Origin of the sequence: Acinetobacter sp. ANC 3781 (genome assembly GCF_004331285.1) — a bacterium.
GTDB lineage: Bacteria > Pseudomonadota > Gammaproteobacteria > Pseudomonadales > Moraxellaceae > Acinetobacter.
On record NZ_SJOH01000014.1, the window covers coordinates 49,946 to 70,305 of the forward strand.

Sequence of the window (20,360 nt, forward strand, 5' to 3'; positions counted from 1 at the left end):
TGCTGGACCAATATCGTCAAAAATTTATCAAAATAAAACGCCCCCCGTAAGAGACGTTTTCATTGATTTAATCTTTTAGAATTAAGCAGTAATTTCTTTTACAGCAGCAACGACAGCATCAGTCGTAATACCGAAATATTGGTATAAGTCTTTCGCAGGTGCAGATTCACCGTAAGTTGTCATACCAATCACACGACCGTCAAGACCTACAAATTTCCACCAGTAATCCACATGCGCAGCTTCAACAGCTACACGCGCACGGATGTTAGATGGAAGCACCGCTTCACGGTAAGCCGCATCTTGTTTAACGAATTCTTCAGCACATGGCATAGAAACTACACGCACACCTTCAAGTTGTGCATACGCTTCCATCGCAAGAGACACTTCAGAACCTGTTGCAATGATGATTGCTTTTAATTCACCTTTCTCTTCAGCCAATACATAACCACCTTTGGCTACGTCTGCAATTTGTGCCTCAGTCCGCGCTTGGAATGGCAAATTTTGACGAGAGAAGATTAAGGCAGTTGGACCTTCAGAACGTAAAAGTGCAGATTTCCAGGAAATCGCTGCTTCTACGGTGTCACATGGACGCCAAGTGTTTAAGTTTGGAGTACCACGTAATGATGCAATTTGTTCTACAGGTTGATGTGTAGGACCATCTTCACCTAAACCAATTGAGTCATGTGTATAAACATGGATCACACGCTGTTTCATCAGTGCAGACATACGTACTGCATTACGTGCATATTCCATGAACATCAGGAATGTTGCAACGTAAGGGATGAAACCACCATGTAGTGCAACACCATTGGCAATTGCAGTCATACCGAACTCACGTACGCCATAGTGTACATAATTACCGGCAGGATTGTCCTGAATACCTTGACAACCCTTCCAAAGCGTCAGGTTAGACCCTGCAAGATCGGCAGAACCACCTAAAATTTCAGGAAGTAACGGACCAAATGCTTGAAGTGCATTTTGGCTCGCTTTACGTGTTGCTACAGTTTCAGCTTTTGCATTCACTTCAGCTATATAGGCATCTGCTTTAACAGCAAAGTCAGCTGGTAAATCACCACTTAAACGGCGTTTAAGTTCAGCAGCTTCAGTTGGGTATTTTGCAGCATAAGCAGCAAATACTTCATTCCAAGCAGCTTCAGATTTAGCACCTTTATCTTTTGCATCCCAAGCAGCATAGACGTCTGCAGGAATAACAAATGCTTCTTCTTTCCAGCCAAGTGCTTCACGGGTTAATGCGATTTCATCATTACCTAACGGCGCACCGTGGCAATCTTCTTTACCTTGTTTGTTTGGTGAACCTAAACCAATCACTGTTTTACAGATAATAAGCGTCGGTTTAGTAGTTTGAGCTTTTGCTTCCAAAGTTGCAGCACGTAACGCATCAGCATCATGACCATCAACTTTAATTACTTGCCAGCCGTAAGCGTGGAAACGTTGTTCTGTATCGTCAGAGAACCAGCCTTCAACTTCACCATCAATTGAAATGCCGTTGTCATCATAGTAAGCAATTAACTTGCCTAGACCCAAAGTACCTGCCAATGAACATGCTTCGTGTGAAACACCTTCCATTAAGCAGCCATCACCCAAGAAACAGTAAGTGAAATGGTCAACAACCTGAATATCATCTTTGTTGAATTGAGCCGCTAAAGTTTTTTCTGCCAAAGCAAAACCAACTGCATTGGCAATACCCTGACCGAGTGGACCAGTTGTGGTTTCAATACCCGGTGCATAACCCAATTCAGGGTGACCCGGTGTTTTAGAATGTAATTGACGGAATGATTTCAAATCGTCAATTGAAAGTGCATAACCGGTCAAATGTAATAATGCATATTGAAGCATTGAACCATGGCCGTTCGACAATACGAAACGGTCACGGTTGGCCCATTGTGGATTTGTCGGGTTATGATTTAAAAATTCACGCCATACTACATCAGCGATATCTGCCATCCCCATTGGAGCACCTGGATGTCCTGAATTTGCTTTTTGCACAGCGTCCATTGCCAATACACGAATTGCATTTGCAATACGACGTTCGTTAAGCGGGGTTGTCATAGGTCAGAGTCCAACTAAATCGTTTAAAGAAGATGATGAATAGGAAAATTCAAAGCTGGCTATATTGTCTTAAAAAAACAGCAAGGGGTAAAGCCTAATAGTCAACATTTCAACATTTATTCGTGACTGTATATATTTTAATGGTTGGTAAAGCTCAATTTGACATCGCTTTTAAGTATTGGCGAGTGAGTGAAGAGCGGTGTAATTTAATTTAAAACTGATATACGACTTATTAACGATAAATCGCTTTCACTATATTTAATTAAAATATTATTCACACATCCCCCTTCTCACAGGAATTATTTTTATTATTTACCTGCTCATAGAGGGATTATCATCAAATAATGCTACCTATAAAGTTTTATGAAATAAAATTGATCAATTAATACCCGCTAGACACAAAAGCTGAATAAAATTCATCTTTGAAAATATTTAATGAAAATTTAATGAGTTAAAATGAATGTTTTGTAACGGTTTTTATTGGATCTATAATTTTGATCTACTCCTCTAACTGCGATCATAAAGTTCAATTTATTTAGAGTAAAATATTGATAATAAATACTATTAACATAATTAAATTTTAACCTAAAATAAGGTTAATATGATTTTAATTTCAATAAAACAGCTTTGAACATCTAATTAAATAGTTGCTCTATAAAAATTTTTCTCGTTAAAACTCTATCTTTAAAACGAAATTTCTTCTGCTTATCAGTTTTTTAGATGCATATATCAATTAAAAAGTTGTGAAATTGAAATAATTTCAGTCATTTTGGTCGTGTAGAACTAGTCCAAAAGTCTAACTCGATGTAACATATCGGGTCTTTAAAATTAACTGTGATAGGACTTATGCGCGAGTACGCTGTATTTACCTCGGAATCTGTAAGCGAAGGCCATCCGGATAAAATGGCTGACCAAATCAGTGACGCTATTTTGGATGCAATCTTAACAGAAGACCCATATGCACGGGTTGCTTGTGAAACGCTTGTAAAAACGGGTGCGGTAGTACTTGCCGGTGAAATCACAACAACAGCAAATGTTGACTTCGAAGCAATTGTACGCCAAACCGTAAATGGAATTGGTTATCACCATTCTGACCTTGGTTTTGATGGTTCAACCTGTGCTGTTATCAATATGATTGGTAAACAGTCTCCTGAGATTGCTCAAGGTGTTGACCGTCTAAAACCTGAAGATCAGGGTGCGGGTGACCAAGGTTTGATGTTTGGTTATGCAAGCCGTGAAACTGATGTTTTAATGCCTGCACCTATTTCTTATGCACATCGCTTAATGGAAAAACAGGCTGAACTACGCCGTAGTGGACATTTGCCTTGGTTACGTCCAGATGCGAAAAGCCAGGTGACTTTTGCATATGAAAATGGCATGCCTGTTCGTTTAGATGCAGTGGTGTTGTCGACTCAACACGATCCTGAAATTTCACAAGTTGCTTTAAAAGAAGCGGTAATTGAAGAAATTGTGAAAAAAGTGATTCCTGCTGAAATGTTCCATGCAGACACCAAATTCCACATCAACCCAACTGGGATGTTTGTGATTGGAGGTCCTGTAGGCGACTGCGGTTTAACCGGCCGTAAAATCATTGTAGATACTTACGGTGGTATGGCACGTCATGGCGGTGGTGCTTTCTCTGGTAAAGATCCATCTAAAGTTGACCGTTCTGCTGCATATGCAGGTCGTTATGTAGCGAAAAATATTGTTGCTGCTGGCCTTGCGGACAAGTGTGAAATCCAGGTGTCGTATGCCATTGGTGTTGCTGAACCCACTTCTATTTCAATCAACACCTTCAATACAGCAAAAGTATCTGAAGAATTGATTATTCAATTGGTTCGTGAACACTTTGACTTACGTCCATACGGCATTACTCGTATGCTAGACCTGATTCAACCGATGTATAAGCAAACTGCTGCTTATGGCCACTTCGGTCGTGAAGGTTCAGACACTGCATTTACTTGGGAAAAAACAGATAAAGTGGAAGCGCTTAAAGCCTCTGCTGGCCTGTAATTTTTTCATAAAAAAGCCCACAGATGTGGGCTTTTTTTACGTAAAAAATCATTATTTCGGCTTTCCTCCCTGTTGTAAAACTTCTAATAATGAAATTTGCACAGGCGTTTCTTGATGATCTTGTAAATAGACATGCACGATCTTAAAAATGATGACTGCTGCCAGGCAGGTTAAAATACAGAAAATCCAGAAACCATACGGACTTTTAATATTATGTGAACCGCAATTTGTGCATTCTTTATGATGGGTTAACTCAATAACCTGATCACAACACGCACAATGATATTGATATAGCATAGCTATGCTCCTACATTACGCACATTCTTGTTTTTATATTTCCACCCTATTTTTTTTGATGGAAGGTAATATCAATAAAATCTTATGTGACTCTTCAGCGAGATACAAGGCTGTTTATCAATAACTAAAATATACCAAAAATATTTCTCTTCAGTTATTTTTATAAGTCACTAATTTATATTGAGAATTAAACAATCTATTCAAATATTAAAGACATCATTTGTAACACAATGCAATAAAACAAATTTTGAATAGGAAAGTTGCAAAAAACAGATACTTCTCAGCTTTTTAGGTAAAATGGCAGACAATAATCTGGAGTGTATGATGGTTCAACTGATTAAGAAAGGTGGTTTACGCGAACGTGCCAACCGTAGCCGCAGCTATAAAGGTTCAGAAAATACTGAAGCGACCTTAAAACCCAATCGCTATGCTCAAGGCGAAAAAAATGAGGAAGTCAGCACTGCCACTCCCCCATCTTCGCAATCCGTTGATGATCTAGCTAAAAAAGATTAAAACATCGCTAATGCGTCATAGCCCAACCAAATTGCAAAAATCAGGAATAATCCGCCGGAAATAATATCAATATAACTTCCTGAACGCTGATAAACATTTTTGATTTTTGGCATCGACATAATGAGCATAAATAGTGCAAAGACCAAAAAAGTTTGTAGTGGAATAATCACTGCAAGCTGGGTTTTTAAATGTGTTGATGCGGATGAACTTAAAGCTAAAGAAAACACACTACTAAAATAAATCAGGGTTTTAGGATTGGATAAGTTGGTAAACAGCCCCAATAAAAAATGGTTTTTAGAATCAGGTACAGCCTGTTGATCATCATCTAAACGGGTCTCTTGCTTCAGGTTTTTTAAACCGCCATTCAACATTGCCCAGCCCATTCGAGCCAAAAACAGTCCACCAATCAACATTAAAACTTGTTGTATCCATGGAAATTGTTCTATTAGCACAGTAAAGCCAAGTAAAGTCAGCACCACCCAAACTACAATACCGACTGAAATACCGAAAATAATTTTTAAAGTGTTGGCTCTTGAAGTCGATGCCGAACTTTTAGCAATCAGTAGAACATCCGGTCCGGGGCTAAGCTGTGCAACAAAATGCAATGCACAAATGGTCAAAAGCAATGACATAGAAATAGAGGAGATTTTAAAAAAACGTATTATATCGTTTGTTCAATTTTTTGCATGTCTTGCCATCTAATTTCCATACAAATTTAGAGCCAATAAAGAAGCCGAAACATCAGGATTCGGCTTAAAAATATAAATCAATAAACTTATTTATTCACATCTTTCATTTCAATTTTTTTCGCATCAGGCGTCACTTCGCGCGCTTCGCCATCAATCACACTAGAGTCATGACGCGGTGAACCACCTTGCTGCTGTTGCATGTCCTGCATTTGACGCATGATATCTGCAAATGGATTTTGACCTTGTGCACCCCCGCCCATATCATTCATATCGCCCATCATGCCACCCATCATTTTATCCATCATGGCTTGTTGGCGTTTCATCATGGTTTTCATTGCCACAGCTTTCAAAGCTTGTTGTACTGGTGGAATGAGTATTAGCAGGGCAAGTACATCAGTGATTAAGCCTGGAATCAATAACAACAAACCCGCAATAATTTTTGGTAAATTATTGGTTAGACTTGGGTCCATTACCATTTGACCTTGTTTCATCTGTTGCAGACCAGACGCATGGGTACGGATCATATTGATCCCGATGAAAAATGCGGCTACAAACCAGAAAAATACGTACCACATACTGCCGACGAGGTCACCCACGCCAATCCAGACAAAGACTTCAAGGATTAAGCCAGCTAAAACAATAAGAAATAATTTCATAAAAATTAATCAAATCTCAATAAAATAAATAGGGTGCAATATTCAAGTGCTTAATCACGATCAAGCTTTTTTGATACGCTTATGTAACAATATGGGCATTATTCTATTTTTAAAGTCTTTATATGTCATTAATTATTGGTATCGATCCGGGTTCTCGCTTAACTGGCTACGGTATTATCGAAAAAGATGGGCAAAAATTGACTTTTGTGGATGCAGGAACCATTCGTACCGAAACTCCTGAAATGCCGGAACGTTTAAAACGAATTTTTGCAGGGGTGGAACGTATTGTTAAATTTCATGGCCCGACAGAAGCTGCAGTTGAACAAGTTTTTATGGCAGTCAATCCTGACTCTGCGTTAAAGCTTGGTCAAGCCCGTGGTGCTGCCATTGCTGCTTTGGTAAATCTGGATTTACAAGTCGCTGAATATACAGCACGACAAATTAAACAATCGGTAGTGGGTTATGGTGCAGCAGATAAAGAACAAGTTCAGATGATGGTGATGCGCATTTTAAATTTAAGCATTAAACCGCAACAGGATGCTGCCGATGCTTTAGCCGCTGCAATTTGTCATGCCCATGCTTCAGGCAGTATGAGTAAAATGGCGGTACTGAATGCCTTAGGTGGTATGGCACGCGGTCGTGGCCGTACCAGCAGAAGAAGATAACTAGAATATTTAAAGATACGGCGCGAAATCTTTACGCATTTCACCAATCGAGGGTTGCTTGGGATAAGTAAAAGTGACTCTTCGACCAAAGCTTCGCCTATTCTTTTTCTGATTGGGATCAATCCGGATCAAAACCAGTTCATCCGGTTCATTGCGATGGTTTATCTCACAAATCATAATGGTTTGATTCCTTTCAATGACCTTATATTTCACGAATTCTTTTTGCACAATGTCCTTAAATGAGGTATTGCCTGAGCGACTTGAACTTTCACCACGTTGCGTGTAAATCACCATAACAATGCAAATTGCGATAACAATTGCCACAACCAGATATTTTTCCATCATTTCCCTCTTATATTTTTTATAAAAGTCATATTCACTACAAAATTGTAAATGCAATGAACTCCGATGCCTGCTCAAGTTCAATTTGAATGATCTTTGAAACCTCGGCACGTGATGGCCCCATATAACTACGTTCGATTATTGTATGGAGCTGATTTTCCGTCCCAACAATAATGGCTTCAACTTCACCGCCAGCCAGATTTTTTACATAGCCTGTGAGTTCTAATGTTAAAGCCTGCTGTTCAAACCAGCGCCGGTAACCCACCCCTTGGACTTTGCCATGAATGATTAATTTAATCGCCTTATTCATCATGACTCCCATTGACCACATGATAAACCGCCTCATTCATATGATGGGCTTGCAGACCTCGTATCCCTTTTTTCGCCAACCAGTCCCCTGCCAAAGCATGTAAGGTGACAATTTCATGTAGATGAATTTGCTCTCCAAATTGTGCTTTTAAGCTGGCCACCATACCTGCCAGCACATCTCCCATACCGCCCGTTCCCATTCCTGCATTACCTTTCGTGCAAATCCAGAGCTGATCTTGCAAAATTAAGCTGCCAGAACCTTTAAGTACCCATTGTCCTGCGTATTTTTCTTGCAGTTGATGAATCGCTGCAATTCGATTATGTTCAATTTCTTTCACTGAACAGTTTAAAAGTTTTGCAGCTTCACCCGGATGCGGTGTCGCATAAGAATCCGCTTTTAATAATTCCGGATGCTCGGCCAAGAACCATAAAGCATCGGCATCGAGCACCACATGTAAATGTTCAGCTGTGTTGATCTTCGGGAACCATTTAAAAAATTGTTGTTCTGACCAAGTATCACGTCCTAGGCCCATACCAAAGCTGACGGCATCGACATGCTCTAATAATTGCTGAATCTCGGCTTTAGTCAAAGCATTGATATCACGTAGCATAATATTCGGTGAGCGTGCCAAAATAGCGGTGTGATGTTTTTCATGACAGACAATAGTAACTTTACCTGCACCTGCACTAAAAGCAGATTCGGCGGCCATCATCACCGCACCGCCCATATCGGCATGTCCACCAACCACAAGTACATGACCATAACTGCCCTTATGGCCAAATGCCTGACGCTCGGGCAATGAAATTGTATCAGGCGAGAGTTCGGCAATTGGACTGAGTTCTGCATCTGTCGGAATCAGGGAAATAACTTCAATCTGTCCTGCAAACTCTTTGCCTTGTCCGGTAAACAGTCCTGCTTTTAACCCCAAGGCTGAGAAAGTGTAATCGGCTTTAATTGCGCATGGTAGGGGCTGACCGCTATTGGCCTGTAAACCACTGGGAACATCAATCGCAATTTTCAAAGCGGATTGAGCATTAATACTTTGAATAATCTGCTGCCACTCTGGACTAAGTTCACGATTTAAACCGATGCCAAATAAAGCATCGATATAACAATCATATTGTTTTTGAAAATTAAAACCTGAATGAATTTTTATTTCAGCAGCGATAGCGTCTTGATAAGCCGTATACAAATCTTTAGAAGAACCCAATTCAGCGGCATAAATCTCGACCTTGAAACCCGCCTGTTTTAAATATTGAGCCGTTAAATATCCATCACCTGCATTATTTCCCTGTCCACAACACACTGCGATATTTTGTATTTTCTGATGCTGAAAAAGGGGAACCAGCCGCTGCGCAATCATCCACGCGACTTGCTGCATCAAGGCATAAGAACCGTTTTGCTTGGCAAACCAGCGTTGCTCCCATGCTTGAATACTTTGGCTCAAATAAACTGGGCTATGATAAACTGGCTGACGCATTGTTCTTCCCTTCTTATTAAATTATGGCAACATCCACAGCGTCACAGAAAATACCTTTAGATCAAACTGATCCTGAAGCGCTAAAAGCGTGGATTAAAGCTCAAGCTTTGGCATTAGGTTTTAGCGATTGTGTCATCGCAAAACCGGATGCTCAAGCAGAATTGCCACGTTTTCAAGAATATTTAAAGCGTGGCTATCATGGTGATATGAAGTTTCTGGAAGAAAATTTAGAAAAACGTGCTGATCCAACTCTACTGGTTCCCGGCACCAAAAGCATTATTTGCGTACGAATGAATTATTTGGTAGAAACCCCTAAACCGCGTTATGTCCCAGATGAGCCTAATGCCGCCATTATTGCACGCTATGCCCGTGGTCGCGATTACCATAAAACCATGCGCGGCCGTTTAAAAACTTTAGCCAGCATCATTCGTGAAAAGGTTGGAAATTTTGAATCGCGTCCTTTTGCTGACTCTGCACCGGTATTTGAAAAATCTCTAGCAGAAAATGCAGGTATGGGCTGGACCGGTAAACACACCTTATTGATTCATAAAAAATCAGGTTCCTTTTTTGTTTTGGGTGAACTCTTTACTTCGCTGGATTTACCCTTCGACTCCCCTGCAACCAATCATTGCGGTTCTTGCACAGCCTGTATCGATATTTGTCCAACTCAGGCTATTGTTGAACCTTATATGTTGGATGCGCGTAAATGTATTGCTTATTTAACTATTGAATATAAAGGCATTATTGCTGAAGAATTACGTCGTGGCATTGGTAATCGTGTATTTGGCTGTGACGATTGTCAGTTGATTTGTCCATGGAATAGTTTTGCCAAGAAAGCCACGATTGACGATTTTAATCCCCGACATGGTTTAGATCAGATCAATTTACTGGATTTATGGCACTGGGATGAACCAACCTTTTTAGCCAACACTGAAGGCAGTCCAATACGTCGTACCGGTTATCAAAGTTTTATGCGAAATATTGCGATTGGCTTAGGAAATGCACCTTTTTCTAATCAAATTGTGGCAACTTTAAAACAAACTCGCGAATTACATGATGAGATTGTGCAAGTCCATATTGACTGGGCAATTCAGGAGCAGTTGGCTAAATCGAGTTAGGTTTTCCCTCCACTTCAAAGCATTTTTCAGTTTTTTTATTTTTCAGATATAAGCAAAGTTTTATCTCTATAAAAAAAATAGCATCCATTTCAAAACAAACTAAAAAATCTCATTGAAAACTTTGCGATTATCTTAAGAGAAATAAGACTTACTTTGTAACTAAATATACAATCTTATAATAGGCTATATTGACTAAAAATAATCGATAGATACTATGAAATTTGGCTTTTTATGCCTTTAGATTTAGTTTAAATTAGGTATGATAAATAATAAATAATGATGATTATGGATTTTCGCCAATGAATGTACGTAATGACTGGACACGTGAAGAAATTCAGGCTTTGTATAGCCAGCCTTTTTTGGATTTAGTTTTTGAAGCACAACGCATTCATCGTGAAAACTTTGATCCAAATACAATTCAAGTCAGCACATTACTTTCAATTAAAACCGGTAAATGTCCTGAAGATTGTAAATATTGCTCACAGTCAGCACGTTATGACTCAAAACTTGAAGCTGAAAAACGTATTGCTGTCGATAAAGTGATTCAAGAAGCCAAAGAAGCACTTGCTTCAGGTTCTTCACGTTTCTGCATGGGTGCTGCATGGCGTAATCCACATGAACGCGACATGCCGTATGTATTGGAAATGGTTAGTGAAGTGAAAGCACTGGGCTTGGAAACCTGCATGACGTTAGGCATGCTCAATCAATCGCAAGCCGAACGCCTGAGTGAGGCGGGGTTAGACTATTATAATCATAACCTCGACACCTCTCGCGAATATTATCCCAATGTGATTACCACCCGCTCTTATGATGATCGTTTAAATACTTTGGATCATGTCCGTCAAGCAGGTATGAAAGTCTGTAGTGGTGGAATTGTCGGCTTAGGTGAAGACAGTAAAGATCGGATTGGTCTTTTGTACGAACTCGCAACCTTACCCCTTCATCCTGAATCTGTACCTATCAACATGCTCGTTCCTATTGAAGGTACACCACTTGCAGAGGTAGAGAAACTCGACATCACCGAATGGATTCGTACTATCGCGGTTGCGCGAATCATTATGCCTAAAAGCTATATTCGTCTTTCTGCTGGGCGTGAGTCTCTATCAGATGCGGACCAGGCCTTGGCTTTCATGGCAGGTGCCAATTCTCTTTTCTCTGGGGAAAAACTTTTGACTACTCCAAATGCTGGCGAAGGTAAAGACAGACAATTATTTGATAAGTTGGGCTTGGTTGCAGAAAAGGCCAAACCGACGGTTAAAGAGTTATCTGTAGATGCAATGGCAAGTTAAATGATTCATTTCTATTGTTAATAAAAAAGTCCTCTTTGAGTAATGCCAGTCTATTAAGAAATTGACTGGCATTTTTTATTTTTGGACTCATCATGTTTTTGATACACGGAAACGTCATTCACAACTGTTTGAGGCAGGATTACATTAATAAGCTAATGTTTCTGCAACTGATTTGCTACCCAGTAGTAGTGGACGAGTTTTGCGAATGACGAATGCTTTTGGTTCTTTTGGCTAAACAAAAGAACTGACGAACTTCAAATATTTGATTTAAAAAAAATAAGACTCCGCGATGAATAACCTAAAAGCTAAGGAGTTTATGGTCAAACCCCTTAACTGATCAGCATTACCTTAGTGGTCTTTTTTTCTGGGAAAAATTATTCTGCAAAGTTATGTGCCGTAATTAAAATACCATAACTGCTGTTTAAATAATCCCCTACTCGAATGATATCGGTACCATTGGCATGATACACTACCAATTCTTTAGAAATCGTATCATAGGTGAATGAATCAAAACTGTCTTGATGATGACATAACCACATTAATGTATCTTCCAGATGCTCATTCACAATATAAGTTTTTGCTTTAAAATCTTTGTTCATTGGCCTTAGCCTTGCCTAAGTAAAAATTTTTACTTATCCATTATTACTAATTTTGCGCTAGAAACAAAGAAGTGAGCTAAAACTCACTTCTTTGTTATAAATAGAATTCAATTAAAGTGGCTTATTAACCCCACACTTCCTACATTCCTTATGATTTTCCCCAATTTCCTCCATGTGCTCATACTCATACACATGTAAACAAAATAATTTCATAAGTAATTGAAGCATTTTCTAAACTCCCTTTTGCTTGTTTTTAAAATTCAGTTTTTTTAAATACATTTCATCCTGAAACAACCGTGTGATTAAAAAACCATCACCACTACTTATTACCATATTTTTGAGATAATTCAAATAACTTAGCAACAATTTTTAGAGCAAATCACAAAATTAAAACTGATCTCGAAACGGCAGGAGAATCAAAAAAATCTATTAAAATTATAGTAGTATTTCATCATCTGTAATAAATCTTGTTATTCAATGAGTAAAAAATTAGATAAAAATAAAGTATAGACACAATAATTTTTTTAAAGAAAAAGAATTTACATCAATTAATTATGAAGAATTAATCAAATCATTCAATATATTGCCACTAAAGCTAAATTTAACTTCAAGACTAATTTATAGACATGAAATAGAGGAAAATTTTCTGATTTTTTAAATAAATGTTAGAACAGTAAATTTCATAAGGTATTAAAATGCTCTTTAGTCCATTCTTGATTTCATCCTAGTCATCATTTGATGAAACTTAGGATTTGAACGGATTAAACTTTGATATTTTGCCAGTTCTTCATAACAGAACTGCAGTTTTTAGTTTGTATATACTCTCGTATAATTAAATCCCTAATAAAAAAAGAAAAATCTCACTAAATTGGTTAATATTTAGGAGAAGTTTGCGGAACATTTGTTTCTCTATTTTGATTATTTTTGAGAAATAAAGTGCTCTACTGTTCTTTCGATAGGCAATAAAAAAGCCCAACATTAAATTGGGCCTATACTCTACTCTTCGACTTCTATGGGATCTCCGTCCTCCGGACGGATATGACGTACCCCATCATCTGCTGGATCAACACTCGAACCATCTTTCGTAATAGTGTTGTACATCTCATCCTCTTTCTTATCATCGATAAATTCTTCATCTTCGAAATCTTGAGGTTCACTATCATCTTCGAAATCTAAAGGCTTTTCTTCATCTATCATGGCGATCCATCACTTATTCAAACAAGAAAGTATTATGCTCAAACATTCGATAAAATTATTCAATACCCAACAATCATCCTTTGTGTAACTAACTCTTAAATATTAGGCGTATCTACGTAAGATTTAATTTATGCACATCATGTTATAAGTATTACAAATAAAAAAGAAAAACCCAAATAATAATAGATCCTTAGTAAGGTTTTATGTGGCGTAAACCACCCGTCTAGTCAGACAATCAATTAATTAATGACTCATGTTTACCACATTTACGACATTCTTGTGTATACCCATGCTGATGATGGTAATCAAATTCATAAGCATGTAAGCAAAATAGTTTTCGGAAGAATTGGAGCATTTACTTCTCCTTGATTTCAGACAAAAAAATACCTCCTGCTAAGGAGGTTAAAATTTAAAATCAGAAACTACAGCGATAGATTCTAAATACATATTCTATATAAACTTGATTTTTAATCATTGGCAAAAAATTACTTTAAAATTCAATTTAATAATTAATAAAAAACTTACAATTTCAATTCGCACTAATATCCGAAATTTTGGTTCTTAAGAGCCTCTTCTGCCTCTTTTATAACTCGTTGGATATCTTCTCTCTTCTGCCTTTGTGCCTGAACATATACTGATATCATGAGGCATAAAGATCCAATCATGAATATTCCGAGCAAAATTGCTAGTCTTCTATTTTGCATATCATTGACATTATAGTTAAGTAGACTTATCAATTTACTTTTTTATTATTACGTTTCAATGATGGAATATACCAAAAATTAAATTTATATTTTTGAAAAAATTGAGTTAAAACCTATAAAATTTTATTTAGTTAATTTAGTCCTTACTAATTTTTTGTAATGAAATTTATATTTCTTAAAAAAGAAATAACTTTTACAAGAATAAATAAAAAGCCTACTTAATTCTCTCTAATTAAGTAGGCTTTTCAATTCATAGGTTTCTTATTGTTGTTTTTAAGTTCTTGGAATAACAATAATATACCTTCAAAAAACATCGAAAAAAGTATAGAAAATACAACTTTTATGTTTGAAGATGTTTAGCTTAAGTTACTTTTCTTAACCAATGTTTATATTCCAACCCTTTAATGATTGATTAATAATCAGCAATTAATGACCATCTAATTTGGTCAGGGGAGTAAGATTGCGCATATTTTTTCACTCCTCATTTTATCTTACTTTTTTGCTGATGAAAAAAGCCAACTTATCGAAATAGCTATGCGGTCTAATTTTATCAATTTATTTTTTCTTTTTTACTAGATCATCTTCTATTTCTGTGCAGTGATTACAAGGTAACATCTTACATAGTGCTTACATGGATTCAGACATTAAAAAACCCCTTACGATTAATACACGTAAGGGGTTGATTTATTTGGTGGGCCCAGACAGACTTGAACTGTCGACCAACGGATTATGAGTCCGCTGCTCTAACCAACTGAGCTATAGGCCCTATAATCTAGCAAAACTATGATATTCAGTAGCTTGGCTATGCAGCAATACTATCTAACATTTCATTATTGAGCAAGCATTTTTTGCTTGTAGACCCATAGTAGACGCTAGAAATTATTGTGCTATATTGCAAAGTATTGCAATTGATAGCGATTCTAGCGATGTCATCATCAAGAGTAAAGCTCACAAAGACATTTATTGATCAACTCGAAATGACTCCTGCCATTTTTCGGGATAGTGAGCTTATTGGTTTTGCTATTCGGGTGAATTCCACCTGTAAGACATATATTGTTGAAAAGAAGGTTTTAGGTAAAACCGTTCGGTCTACAATTGGTCTACATGGAAACCTGACGCTAATTCAGGCACGTGACATTGCTCGGGATAAACTTGCTCAGATGTCCCAGGGCATCAATCCAAATGAAGTAAAGAAAAAAGCTATTGCTGATGAAAAAGCTAAAACTGATCTATCTAGAAGTAAACCTACATTAAAAGCAGCCTTTGATAATTATCTATTTCATAAAATCTTAAAACCAAGAAGTGTTAAGGATTACACCATCGTTGTTGATGACTATCTAAAGGATTGGAATCATTTAAAGCTGGATGATATTTCACGAACCATGATTCAAGCCAAGCACTCAGAACTATCACAAAGAAGTAAGGCGCAGGCAAATATGGCTATGCGTGTTTTTCGTGCTATCTATAATTATTCAGTTGAACATTATTTAGATGAAAAGGATAAGCCTATTCTGGATGCTCATAATCCGATTAAAACCTTAAATGCTAAAAACGCTTGGAATAAAATTAGACGACGTAAGACTTATATTAATGAAGACCAAATGCCGGATTGGATTAAAGCTGTTTTTCAATATGAAGATCGTGGCCAACAATTAGAAACTAACCGGGATTTTTTATTAACTTTAGTGTTGACTGGATTCAGACGTGAAGAATGTGAATCCCTCCCCTGGTCAAGTATCGATTTAAAATATGGCCGCATCACCTCGATAGATCCAAAGAATGGTGAGCCACATACATTACCCATGGGTGACTTCCTTTTTGAGTTAATGAAAAAACGTCATGCTCAAGCAACTACAGAATGGGTATTCCCTTCTGCTAAATCTGCTTCAGGCCACATTGTTAATATTTCAAAAGTACGCCAAAAGATTAATAAGTCGTGTGGGATTGAGTTTAGCTTCCATGACTTACGTAGAACCTTTGGCTCTATTGCTGAAAACCTTGATTATGGCCGGTACACGATTAAAAAATTGCTTAATCATAAGGAAGATGATGACCGTGATGTAACCTCTGGCTATATACAAGTCAGTGAAAGGAAATTAAGAGAAGCAATGAATGCCATTGAGGACATTGTTTTGGGTGGATATAAATCAACTATAAAAGAAAAAATATGAGGGAATATATCTACTTCTACAATAAGCAGATGATAAAGGGTGATGTATTTCTAGGAATGAGCTTAAATGGGCTATAAAATTGAATAATAATCATGGATTTTGAAAGGATTCAAAGCTATCTCAAACTAGGAAATGATTCTGTTTATTAGAGATGGAGGGATAGCTTTAGATAGTAACTAGACGATAAAAAACAAATAATTTTGAATTAACCGACGCTTAGTATAATAGCTTTAATGCACATATTTAGTGCGGGCTTAGAAAGAAAAGCTATTAACTATCATCCGGCTATGGTTTTTTATGCATATAGGATTTACCAGAATTAGGAATGATAAAATCATAGGCTTCTCAATTTTGTAAATCAAATATATGCAAAATAACTTGAGTAAGCCAGCACTACCAGCAATGACACTGGCTGCACTAGGAGTTGTGTTCGGCGACATAGGAACAAGTCCTTTATATGCATTAAAAGAAAGTTTTCACGCGACACGTGGACTACCTATTAATGAAATTAATATCCTAGGAATTCTCTCTTTAATCTTCTGGACCATTACCTTAATTGTTTCCATTAAATATGTTCTCGTTATCATGAGAGCTGATAATAATGGTGAAGGCGGTATTATGGCTTTATTGGCCTTAAACCTTCGGCAGAAAGGCCTATCTCGTGGAAAAAGACTCGCAATTATTGTCTTAGGTTTTATTGGAGCATCCTTATTCTTCGGTGACGGTATTATTACACCTGCTATTTCTGTTCTATCCGCAGTTGAGGGGCTTTCCGTTGCTGCTCCGTCATTTGATCGCTTTATCATTCCAATCAGTATCGGAATTCTGGTAGCACTTTTTGCAGTTCAGAAGCATGGCTCTGCAATGATGGGGAAATTCTTTGGTCCTATCACCCTATTATGGTTCCTGTCTATTGGGGCTATTGGCATCAGCAGCATTATTCAAAGTCCATTTGTCCTCGCATTATTCAGCCCTCATTGGGCTTTTTTATTTGTTGTTAATAATCCCTTTATCTCTTTTTTTGTCATGGGCGCAGTCGTTTTAACGGTAACCGGTGGTGAAGCCTTGTATGCAGATATGGGGCATTTTGGTATTTTACCGATTAAGTTAGGCTGGTTTTTAATTGTACTGCCATGTCTAATGCTAAATTATGCGGGACAAGGCGCTTTACTGTTACGAGATCCATCAGCTATTACCAATCCTTTTTACCTTCTTCTTCCTTCTGCTCTTCTATATCCAATGATTATTTTGGCCACTGCTGCTGCGGTCATTGCCTCGCAAGCATTGATCAGTGGTGTATTTTCAATGGCTAAACAGGCAATTCAATTAGGCTATCTACCTCGGCTTACAGTCTTACATACATCAGCTTCAGAGATTGGGCAAATTTATATTCCATTACTCAACTGGCTTCTATTCATCTGTATAACAATTTTGATTTTAATTTTTGAAAGTAGTAGCAAGCTGGCTGGTGCTTATGGGTTGGCAGTAACTGTTACGATGTTTTGCGACACGTTATTAGTAGCCTTCCTTGCTTATAGTTATTGGAAGTGGAAAACTTGGAAAGTATTGCTCTTTATTATTCCCTTCGCTTTTATTGATTTAATCCTATTAAGTTCGAACCTTTTAAAAGTGCTTATTGGAGGTTGGGTACCTGTATTTATTGCAGTTATTGTTTTTACATTAATGATGACCTGGAAAAAAGGCAGAGAAATTCTTCAAAAGAAACTACAGAAGGATACGCTTCCACTTAATACTTTTTTAGAATATATAGAAGGAACAACTCAAAAAATTAGCGGAAATGCAGTGTTTTTAACTGGCACGCCTCAAGTAGTACCTCATGCTCTTTTACACAACCTAAAGCACAATAAAGTTATTCATGAATATAATTTTCTGGTTACTATCAAGGTTTCTGAAGTTCCTTATTTAGAAGAGGCGAACCGAATCGTAACTGAAGTATTAAATAATGGCTTCTACAGGATAGGTATCAACTATGGTTTTAAAGAAGAGCCTAATGTACCTCATGAATTGAAAAAGGCTTTTACAGAGTTAGATCTAAAATATGATCTAATGAATATAAGTTTCTTCATTTCTAGAGAAAGGTTAATTCCAAGCCTGTCGCATAAAATGGCGGTATGGCGTGAGAAGTTGTTTATTACAATGCAAAAAAATACTAGCCCTGTGAGTGACTTCTATAAAATTCCTGCTAACCGGGTTGTGGAACTAGGTAGTCAAATTGAAATCTAAAGCACTTTAATTTACCTAAGCTAGAAGTATCGAAGTAATGCGGAAAGCATTCTTATCTAAATTTATCTGATTGAACTCTGCAGCCCTCACTTGAGGGCTTTCTTATAAGCATTGGCCAACTTCACATCATATTTATTGATCGCATAATTTCTACCGTTATAACCTCTTGCAAACGCTTTCCAGTCCTTGCTTTTAAGAGCACTCACAAGGTTATTTACTTTAATGTATTGACACATTGCGTCAAGCTGCGAGGCTTCATCCTTGTACATGGCATCAATGAATGACTGTAGTGATGCATAACCAAGTGCCTTCCAGTGATAACCCATCACTTGACCCAATCCCCACGAACACGATTCAAGCGCCACATCGCGATTAAGCTTTGATGCTCGGTCTAGTTTGTTGTGTTGCTCTGAAAATTTACCATAAGCACCTGGTGAAGAATTGCAAAGATCTGGATATAACTTGGACCATTCTTTGGATTTAGTTATCCAGTTGATTGCTTGAAGACCCTCATAGAATTTATGGCGCTCAAAAAGAATAACCGGCGAGCCATCAGTATTGAATCCTGATCCTTTGCACTCCACTTCCATTACTGCTTTTAAGGCCGCAACTTCAATACCGAGTAATTTTGCTTGAGCAACAATTTGATCGTTGGTGATTTTTTTACTCATTACGTCTATAGCGATGCCAAGCATTCCAGCAACATCATCGTAGGCGGTTGCAATTAACTTATCGGCAGCTTCAACCTGCTTTTTAGTGAGCTTTCCACCGCTAATCTTGCGCAAGAATTCAAAAATTTGTTTCATTGATCACCACCATCTTTAACCAATTGAGGTTGTTTCACCAGCCGAGCCAACTGCCCTGTGATTACGAGGATTAAGCCCACCCACTTTATCGTTTGCGGTGACAAGAAAGAGAAATAATCAGCGGCATGAATCATCCACCATGCAGTAATTTCACTACCATATGCAAACCACGCAGACAATAAAAAAGCGCCTAAAGCGCTTAATCGAATGGACCAGAATTTATACCACTGTCGGGCATTATCTACTAATTTCATTAGCACTCTCTCTGTAATTGCGTTCATAAAGTTTGTTGCGGATTTCTTCTAAAGTTCGAAGTGATTGATCAGACTGCTTTTCAAGAACTTGGATTTTTTGAGTGTTTTCCATGGATCGAGTGGTCATAGTATCGGTTTTACCAGTTTGGGTATTCCATGCGACTCCCAAGGCACCAAGTAAAGCAATCCCACCCCAGCGCACAATGTTGGTGGTGTTATCAATCTTTGTTTTACTTTCACTTAGTATTCGGATTTGAAGATCAACCTCTTTATGCTTTACTTCAGTATCCTGGCGGATTTGCTTCAAGTCGCTTTTAAAATTTGACTTTGCTCGATCAAGTTCATCCTGTAAATTGTCGCGAGTCTGCGTTAGGTCATTTCGCGTCTGCTGATGCTCTTTATTTAATTGCTCAAGCTGCATATTCATGCGGTCAAGCTTTTGAGGCATCTCAGCCAATTTTTCCAAGTTTTTGCCGAGATCGTTAATCTTGTCTGAAATAGCGATCAACTGCCCTGCTGTTGCTATCGGTGGATCAGTTGTGTAGTCATTGGACATGCCGCCCCCTAAATTTTGGCAATAAAAAACCGCCTATTAGGCGGTATAAGTTATGCAGATTTTTAAATATGTTCTAAGTAATAGACCATAAGTAATAATATTCTTGGATCTCAGAATTTAGAAATTCATCACTTTCAGGATCATAATGAAATTGTGTGTCTTGTAAAAGCTCTATGCGACTAACCGAAGTTAAATACTTTCTTAAGAACTTTTTGAAGGATTCAATTTTTTCTGGAAAGATATTTTCCCCATCCCATAAAATCGTATTCACTTAAAATCTCAATAGTTACTTAATATGACAATTGTATGACTACACAACACTCGTTACAATAATATTATGATAATTACATCACAATAAATACCAAAAGCATGTATCAAGTTGCTTTT

The 20,360-nt window shown here is 37.6% G+C and carries 19 protein-coding genes and 1 tRNA gene; 7 read left to right on the forward strand and 13 right to left on the reverse strand.

The window, feature by feature from the left end; genetic code table 11:
• Nucleotides 1-81: 81 nt before the first annotated feature.
• Nucleotides 82-2,070: a transketolase gene (tkt, locus tag E0H89_RS11150; protein WP_131217078.1), complete on the reverse strand. Its 1,989-nt coding sequence runs from the start codon at nt 2,068-2,070 to the stop codon at nt 82-84.
• An 846-nt stretch (nt 2,071-2,916) separates the two neighbouring features.
• Here tkt and metK point away from each other — a divergent pair.
• On the forward strand, nt 2,917-4,083 hold the full coding sequence (gene metK / locus E0H89_RS11155; protein ID WP_131217080.1) for a methionine adenosyltransferase: 1,167 nt from the start codon (nt 2,917-2,919) through the stop codon (nt 4,081-4,083).
• Between the two features lie 51 nt (nt 4,084-4,134).
• Here the strand turns inward: metK and E0H89_RS11160 are convergent, their stop codons facing one another.
• Nucleotides 4,135-4,380, reverse strand: a complete 246-nt coding sequence (locus tag E0H89_RS11160; RefSeq protein WP_131217082.1) for a hypothetical protein — start codon at nt 4,378-4,380, stop codon at nt 4,135-4,137.
• A 324-nt stretch (nt 4,381-4,704) separates the two neighbouring features.
• On the opposite strand from E0H89_RS11160, the gene E0H89_RS11165 reads away from it, so the two are divergent.
• The gene (locus E0H89_RS11165) at nt 4,705-4,893 is read left to right on the forward strand and encodes a hypothetical protein (protein ID WP_131217084.1); all 189 of its coding nucleotides are present in this window, start codon (nt 4,705-4,707) and stop codon (nt 4,891-4,893) included.
• On the opposite strand, the gene E0H89_RS11170 is transcribed toward E0H89_RS11165, so the two are convergent.
• A complete protein-coding gene (locus E0H89_RS11170) occupies nt 4,890-5,525 on the reverse strand; it encodes a LysE family transporter (protein WP_131217086.1) in 636 nt (211 codons plus the stop codon). The two genes, E0H89_RS11165 and E0H89_RS11170, sit on opposite strands and share 4 nt — an antisense overlap.
• Nucleotides 5,526-5,668: 143 nt before the next feature.
• Nucleotides 5,669-6,238 carry an FxsA family protein gene (locus E0H89_RS11175; RefSeq protein ID WP_131217088.1) on the reverse strand — a complete coding sequence of 190 codons (570 nt, stop codon included), beginning with the start codon at nt 6,236-6,238 and terminating at the stop codon, nt 5,669-5,671.
• A gap of 122 nt (nt 6,239-6,360) precedes the next feature.
• On the opposite strand from E0H89_RS11175, the gene ruvC reads away from it, so the two are divergent.
• Complete coding sequence (gene ruvC, locus E0H89_RS11180; RefSeq protein WP_131217090.1) at nt 6,361-6,903, forward strand: crossover junction endodeoxyribonuclease RuvC; 543 nt, start codon at nt 6,361-6,363, stop codon at nt 6,901-6,903.
• A gap of 9 nt (nt 6,904-6,912) precedes the next feature.
• Here the strand turns inward: ruvC and E0H89_RS11185 are convergent, their stop codons facing one another.
• Genes E0H89_RS11185 through E0H89_RS11195 form a run of 3 tightly spaced genes read right to left on the reverse strand, consistent with a single transcriptional unit; the run spans nt 6,913 to nt 9,035 of the window.
• Nucleotides 6,913-7,248 carry a hypothetical protein gene (locus E0H89_RS11185; RefSeq protein WP_171459159.1) on the reverse strand — a complete coding sequence of 112 codons (336 nt, stop codon included), beginning with the start codon at nt 7,246-7,248 and terminating at the stop codon, nt 6,913-6,915.
• A gap of 34 nt (nt 7,249-7,282) precedes the next feature.
• The gene (locus E0H89_RS11190; protein ID WP_250697862.1) at nt 7,283-7,576 is read right to left on the reverse strand and encodes an acylphosphatase; all 294 of its coding nucleotides are present in this window, start codon (nt 7,574-7,576) and stop codon (nt 7,283-7,285) included.
• Nucleotides 7,548-9,035 (reverse strand): NAD(P)H-hydrate dehydratase, encoded by a 1,488-nt coding sequence (locus tag E0H89_RS11195; protein WP_131217094.1) that lies wholly within the window; start codon nt 9,033-9,035, stop codon nt 7,548-7,550. The genes E0H89_RS11190 and E0H89_RS11195 overlap by 29 nt, the downstream gene beginning before the upstream one ends.
• A gap of 23 nt (nt 9,036-9,058) precedes the next feature.
• Here E0H89_RS11195 and queG point away from each other — a divergent pair, with 23 nt between their 5' ends.
• Together queG and bioB are read left to right on the forward strand one after the other, a co-directional pair.
• The gene (gene queG, locus E0H89_RS11200; protein WP_131217096.1) at nt 9,059-10,153 is read left to right on the forward strand and encodes a tRNA epoxyqueuosine(34) reductase QueG; all 1,095 of its coding nucleotides are present in this window, start codon (nt 9,059-9,061) and stop codon (nt 10,151-10,153) included.
• A 299-nt stretch (nt 10,154-10,452) separates the two neighbouring features.
• Complete coding sequence (gene bioB / locus E0H89_RS11205) at nt 10,453-11,442, forward strand: biotin synthase BioB (protein WP_131217098.1); 990 nt, start codon at nt 10,453-10,455, stop codon at nt 11,440-11,442.
• 374 nt (nt 11,443-11,816) lie between these two features.
• On the opposite strand, the gene E0H89_RS11210 is transcribed toward bioB, so the two are convergent.
• The 3 genes from E0H89_RS11210 to E0H89_RS11220 form a co-directional block, all read right to left on the reverse strand.
• Nucleotides 11,817-12,041, reverse strand: a complete 225-nt coding sequence (locus E0H89_RS11210) for a hypothetical protein (RefSeq protein WP_131217100.1) — start codon at nt 12,039-12,041, stop codon at nt 11,817-11,819.
• A gap of 996 nt (nt 12,042-13,037) precedes the next feature.
• Nucleotides 13,038-13,238 (reverse strand): hypothetical protein, encoded by a 201-nt coding sequence (locus E0H89_RS11215; RefSeq protein ID WP_131217102.1) that lies wholly within the window; start codon nt 13,236-13,238, stop codon nt 13,038-13,040.
• 1,393 nt (nt 13,239-14,631) lie between these two features.
• Nucleotides 14,632-14,708 (reverse strand) — tRNA-Ile (locus E0H89_RS11220).
• Nucleotides 14,709-14,868: 160 nt separating this feature from the next.
• On the opposite strand from E0H89_RS11220, the gene E0H89_RS11225 reads away from it, so the two are divergent.
• Both E0H89_RS11225 and E0H89_RS11230 read left to right on the forward strand, forming a co-directional pair.
• Nucleotides 14,869-16,113, forward strand: a complete 1,245-nt coding sequence (locus E0H89_RS11225; protein WP_131217103.1) for a site-specific integrase — start codon at nt 14,869-14,871, stop codon at nt 16,111-16,113.
• A gap of 366 nt (nt 16,114-16,479) precedes the next feature.
• Nucleotides 16,480-18,357, forward strand: coding sequence for a potassium transporter Kup (locus tag E0H89_RS11230; protein ID WP_131217105.1), 1,878 nt, complete (start codon nt 16,480-16,482; stop codon nt 18,355-18,357).
• 86 nt (nt 18,358-18,443) lie between these two features.
• Here E0H89_RS11230 and E0H89_RS11235 read toward each other — a convergent pair whose 3' ends face one another.
• The 3 genes from E0H89_RS11235 to E0H89_RS11245 are packed head-to-tail and all read right to left on the reverse strand — an operon-like array spanning nt 18,444 to nt 19,973.
• A complete protein-coding gene (locus tag E0H89_RS11235; protein WP_250697863.1) occupies nt 18,444-19,163 on the reverse strand; it encodes an N-acetylmuramidase family protein in 720 nt (239 codons plus the stop codon).
• On the reverse strand, nt 19,160-19,417 hold the full coding sequence (locus E0H89_RS11240) for a DUF7940 domain-containing protein (protein WP_131217107.1): 258 nt from the start codon (nt 19,415-19,417) through the stop codon (nt 19,160-19,162). The genes E0H89_RS11235 and E0H89_RS11240 overlap by 4 nt, the downstream gene beginning before the upstream one ends.
• On the reverse strand, nt 19,401-19,973 hold the full coding sequence (locus E0H89_RS11245; protein WP_131217109.1) for a coiled-coil domain-containing protein: 573 nt from the start codon (nt 19,971-19,973) through the stop codon (nt 19,401-19,403). Before E0H89_RS11245 ends, E0H89_RS11240 begins: the two co-directional genes overlap by 17 nt.
• Nucleotides 19,974-20,360: the final 387 nt, after the last annotated feature.

What these genes read in the sequence shown, in the direction of transcription:
- tkt (WP_131217078.1), bottom strand. Translation starts at nt 2,070, where the DNA reads ATGACAACCCCGCTTAACGAACGTCGTATTGCAAATGCAATTCGTGTA.
- metK (WP_131217080.1), top strand. Translation starts at nt 2,917, where the DNA reads ATGCGCGAGTACGCTGTATTTACCTCGGAATCTGTAAGCGAAGGCCAT.
- E0H89_RS11160 (WP_131217082.1), bottom strand. Translation starts at nt 4,380, where the DNA reads ATGCTATATCAATATCATTGTGCGTGTTGTGATCAGGTTATTGAGTTA.
- E0H89_RS11165 (WP_131217084.1), top strand. Translation starts at nt 4,705, where the DNA reads ATGGTTCAACTGATTAAGAAAGGTGGTTTACGCGAACGTGCCAACCGT.
- E0H89_RS11170 (WP_131217086.1), bottom strand. Translation starts at nt 5,525, where the DNA reads ATGTCATTGCTTTTGACCATTTGTGCATTGCATTTTGTTGCACAGCTT.
- E0H89_RS11175 (WP_131217088.1), bottom strand. Translation starts at nt 6,238, where the DNA reads ATGAAATTATTTCTTATTGTTTTAGCTGGCTTAATCCTTGAAGTCTTT.
- ruvC (WP_131217090.1), top strand. Translation starts at nt 6,361, where the DNA reads ATGTCATTAATTATTGGTATCGATCCGGGTTCTCGCTTAACTGGCTAC.
- E0H89_RS11185 (WP_171459159.1), bottom strand. Translation starts at nt 7,248, where the DNA reads ATGATGGAAAAATATCTGGTTGTGGCAATTGTTATCGCAATTTGCATT.
- E0H89_RS11190 (WP_250697862.1), bottom strand. Translation starts at nt 7,576, where the DNA reads ATGTGGTCAATGGGAGTCATGATGAATAAGGCGATTAAATTAATCATT.
- E0H89_RS11195 (WP_131217094.1), bottom strand. Translation starts at nt 9,035, where the DNA reads ATGCGTCAGCCAGTTTATCATAGCCCAGTTTATTTGAGCCAAAGTATT.
- queG (WP_131217096.1), top strand. Translation starts at nt 9,059, where the DNA reads ATGGCAACATCCACAGCGTCACAGAAAATACCTTTAGATCAAACTGAT.
- bioB (WP_131217098.1), top strand. Translation starts at nt 10,453, where the DNA reads ATGAATGTACGTAATGACTGGACACGTGAAGAAATTCAGGCTTTGTAT.
- E0H89_RS11210 (WP_131217100.1), bottom strand. Translation starts at nt 12,041, where the DNA reads ATGAACAAAGATTTTAAAGCAAAAACTTATATTGTGAATGAGCATCTG.
- E0H89_RS11215 (WP_131217102.1), bottom strand. Translation starts at nt 13,238, where the DNA reads ATGATAGATGAAGAAAAGCCTTTAGATTTCGAAGATGATAGTGAACCT.
- E0H89_RS11225 (WP_131217103.1), top strand. Translation starts at nt 14,869, where the DNA reads ATGTCATCATCAAGAGTAAAGCTCACAAAGACATTTATTGATCAACTC.
- E0H89_RS11230 (WP_131217105.1), top strand. Translation starts at nt 16,480, where the DNA reads ATGCAAAATAACTTGAGTAAGCCAGCACTACCAGCAATGACACTGGCT.
- E0H89_RS11235 (WP_250697863.1), bottom strand. Translation starts at nt 19,163, where the DNA reads ATGAAACAAATTTTTGAATTCTTGCGCAAGATTAGCGGTGGAAAGCTC.
- E0H89_RS11240 (WP_131217107.1), bottom strand. Translation starts at nt 19,417, where the DNA reads ATGAAATTAGTAGATAATGCCCGACAGTGGTATAAATTCTGGTCCATT.
- E0H89_RS11245 (WP_131217109.1), bottom strand. Translation starts at nt 19,973, where the DNA reads ATGTCCAATGACTACACAACTGATCCACCGATAGCAACAGCAGGGCAG.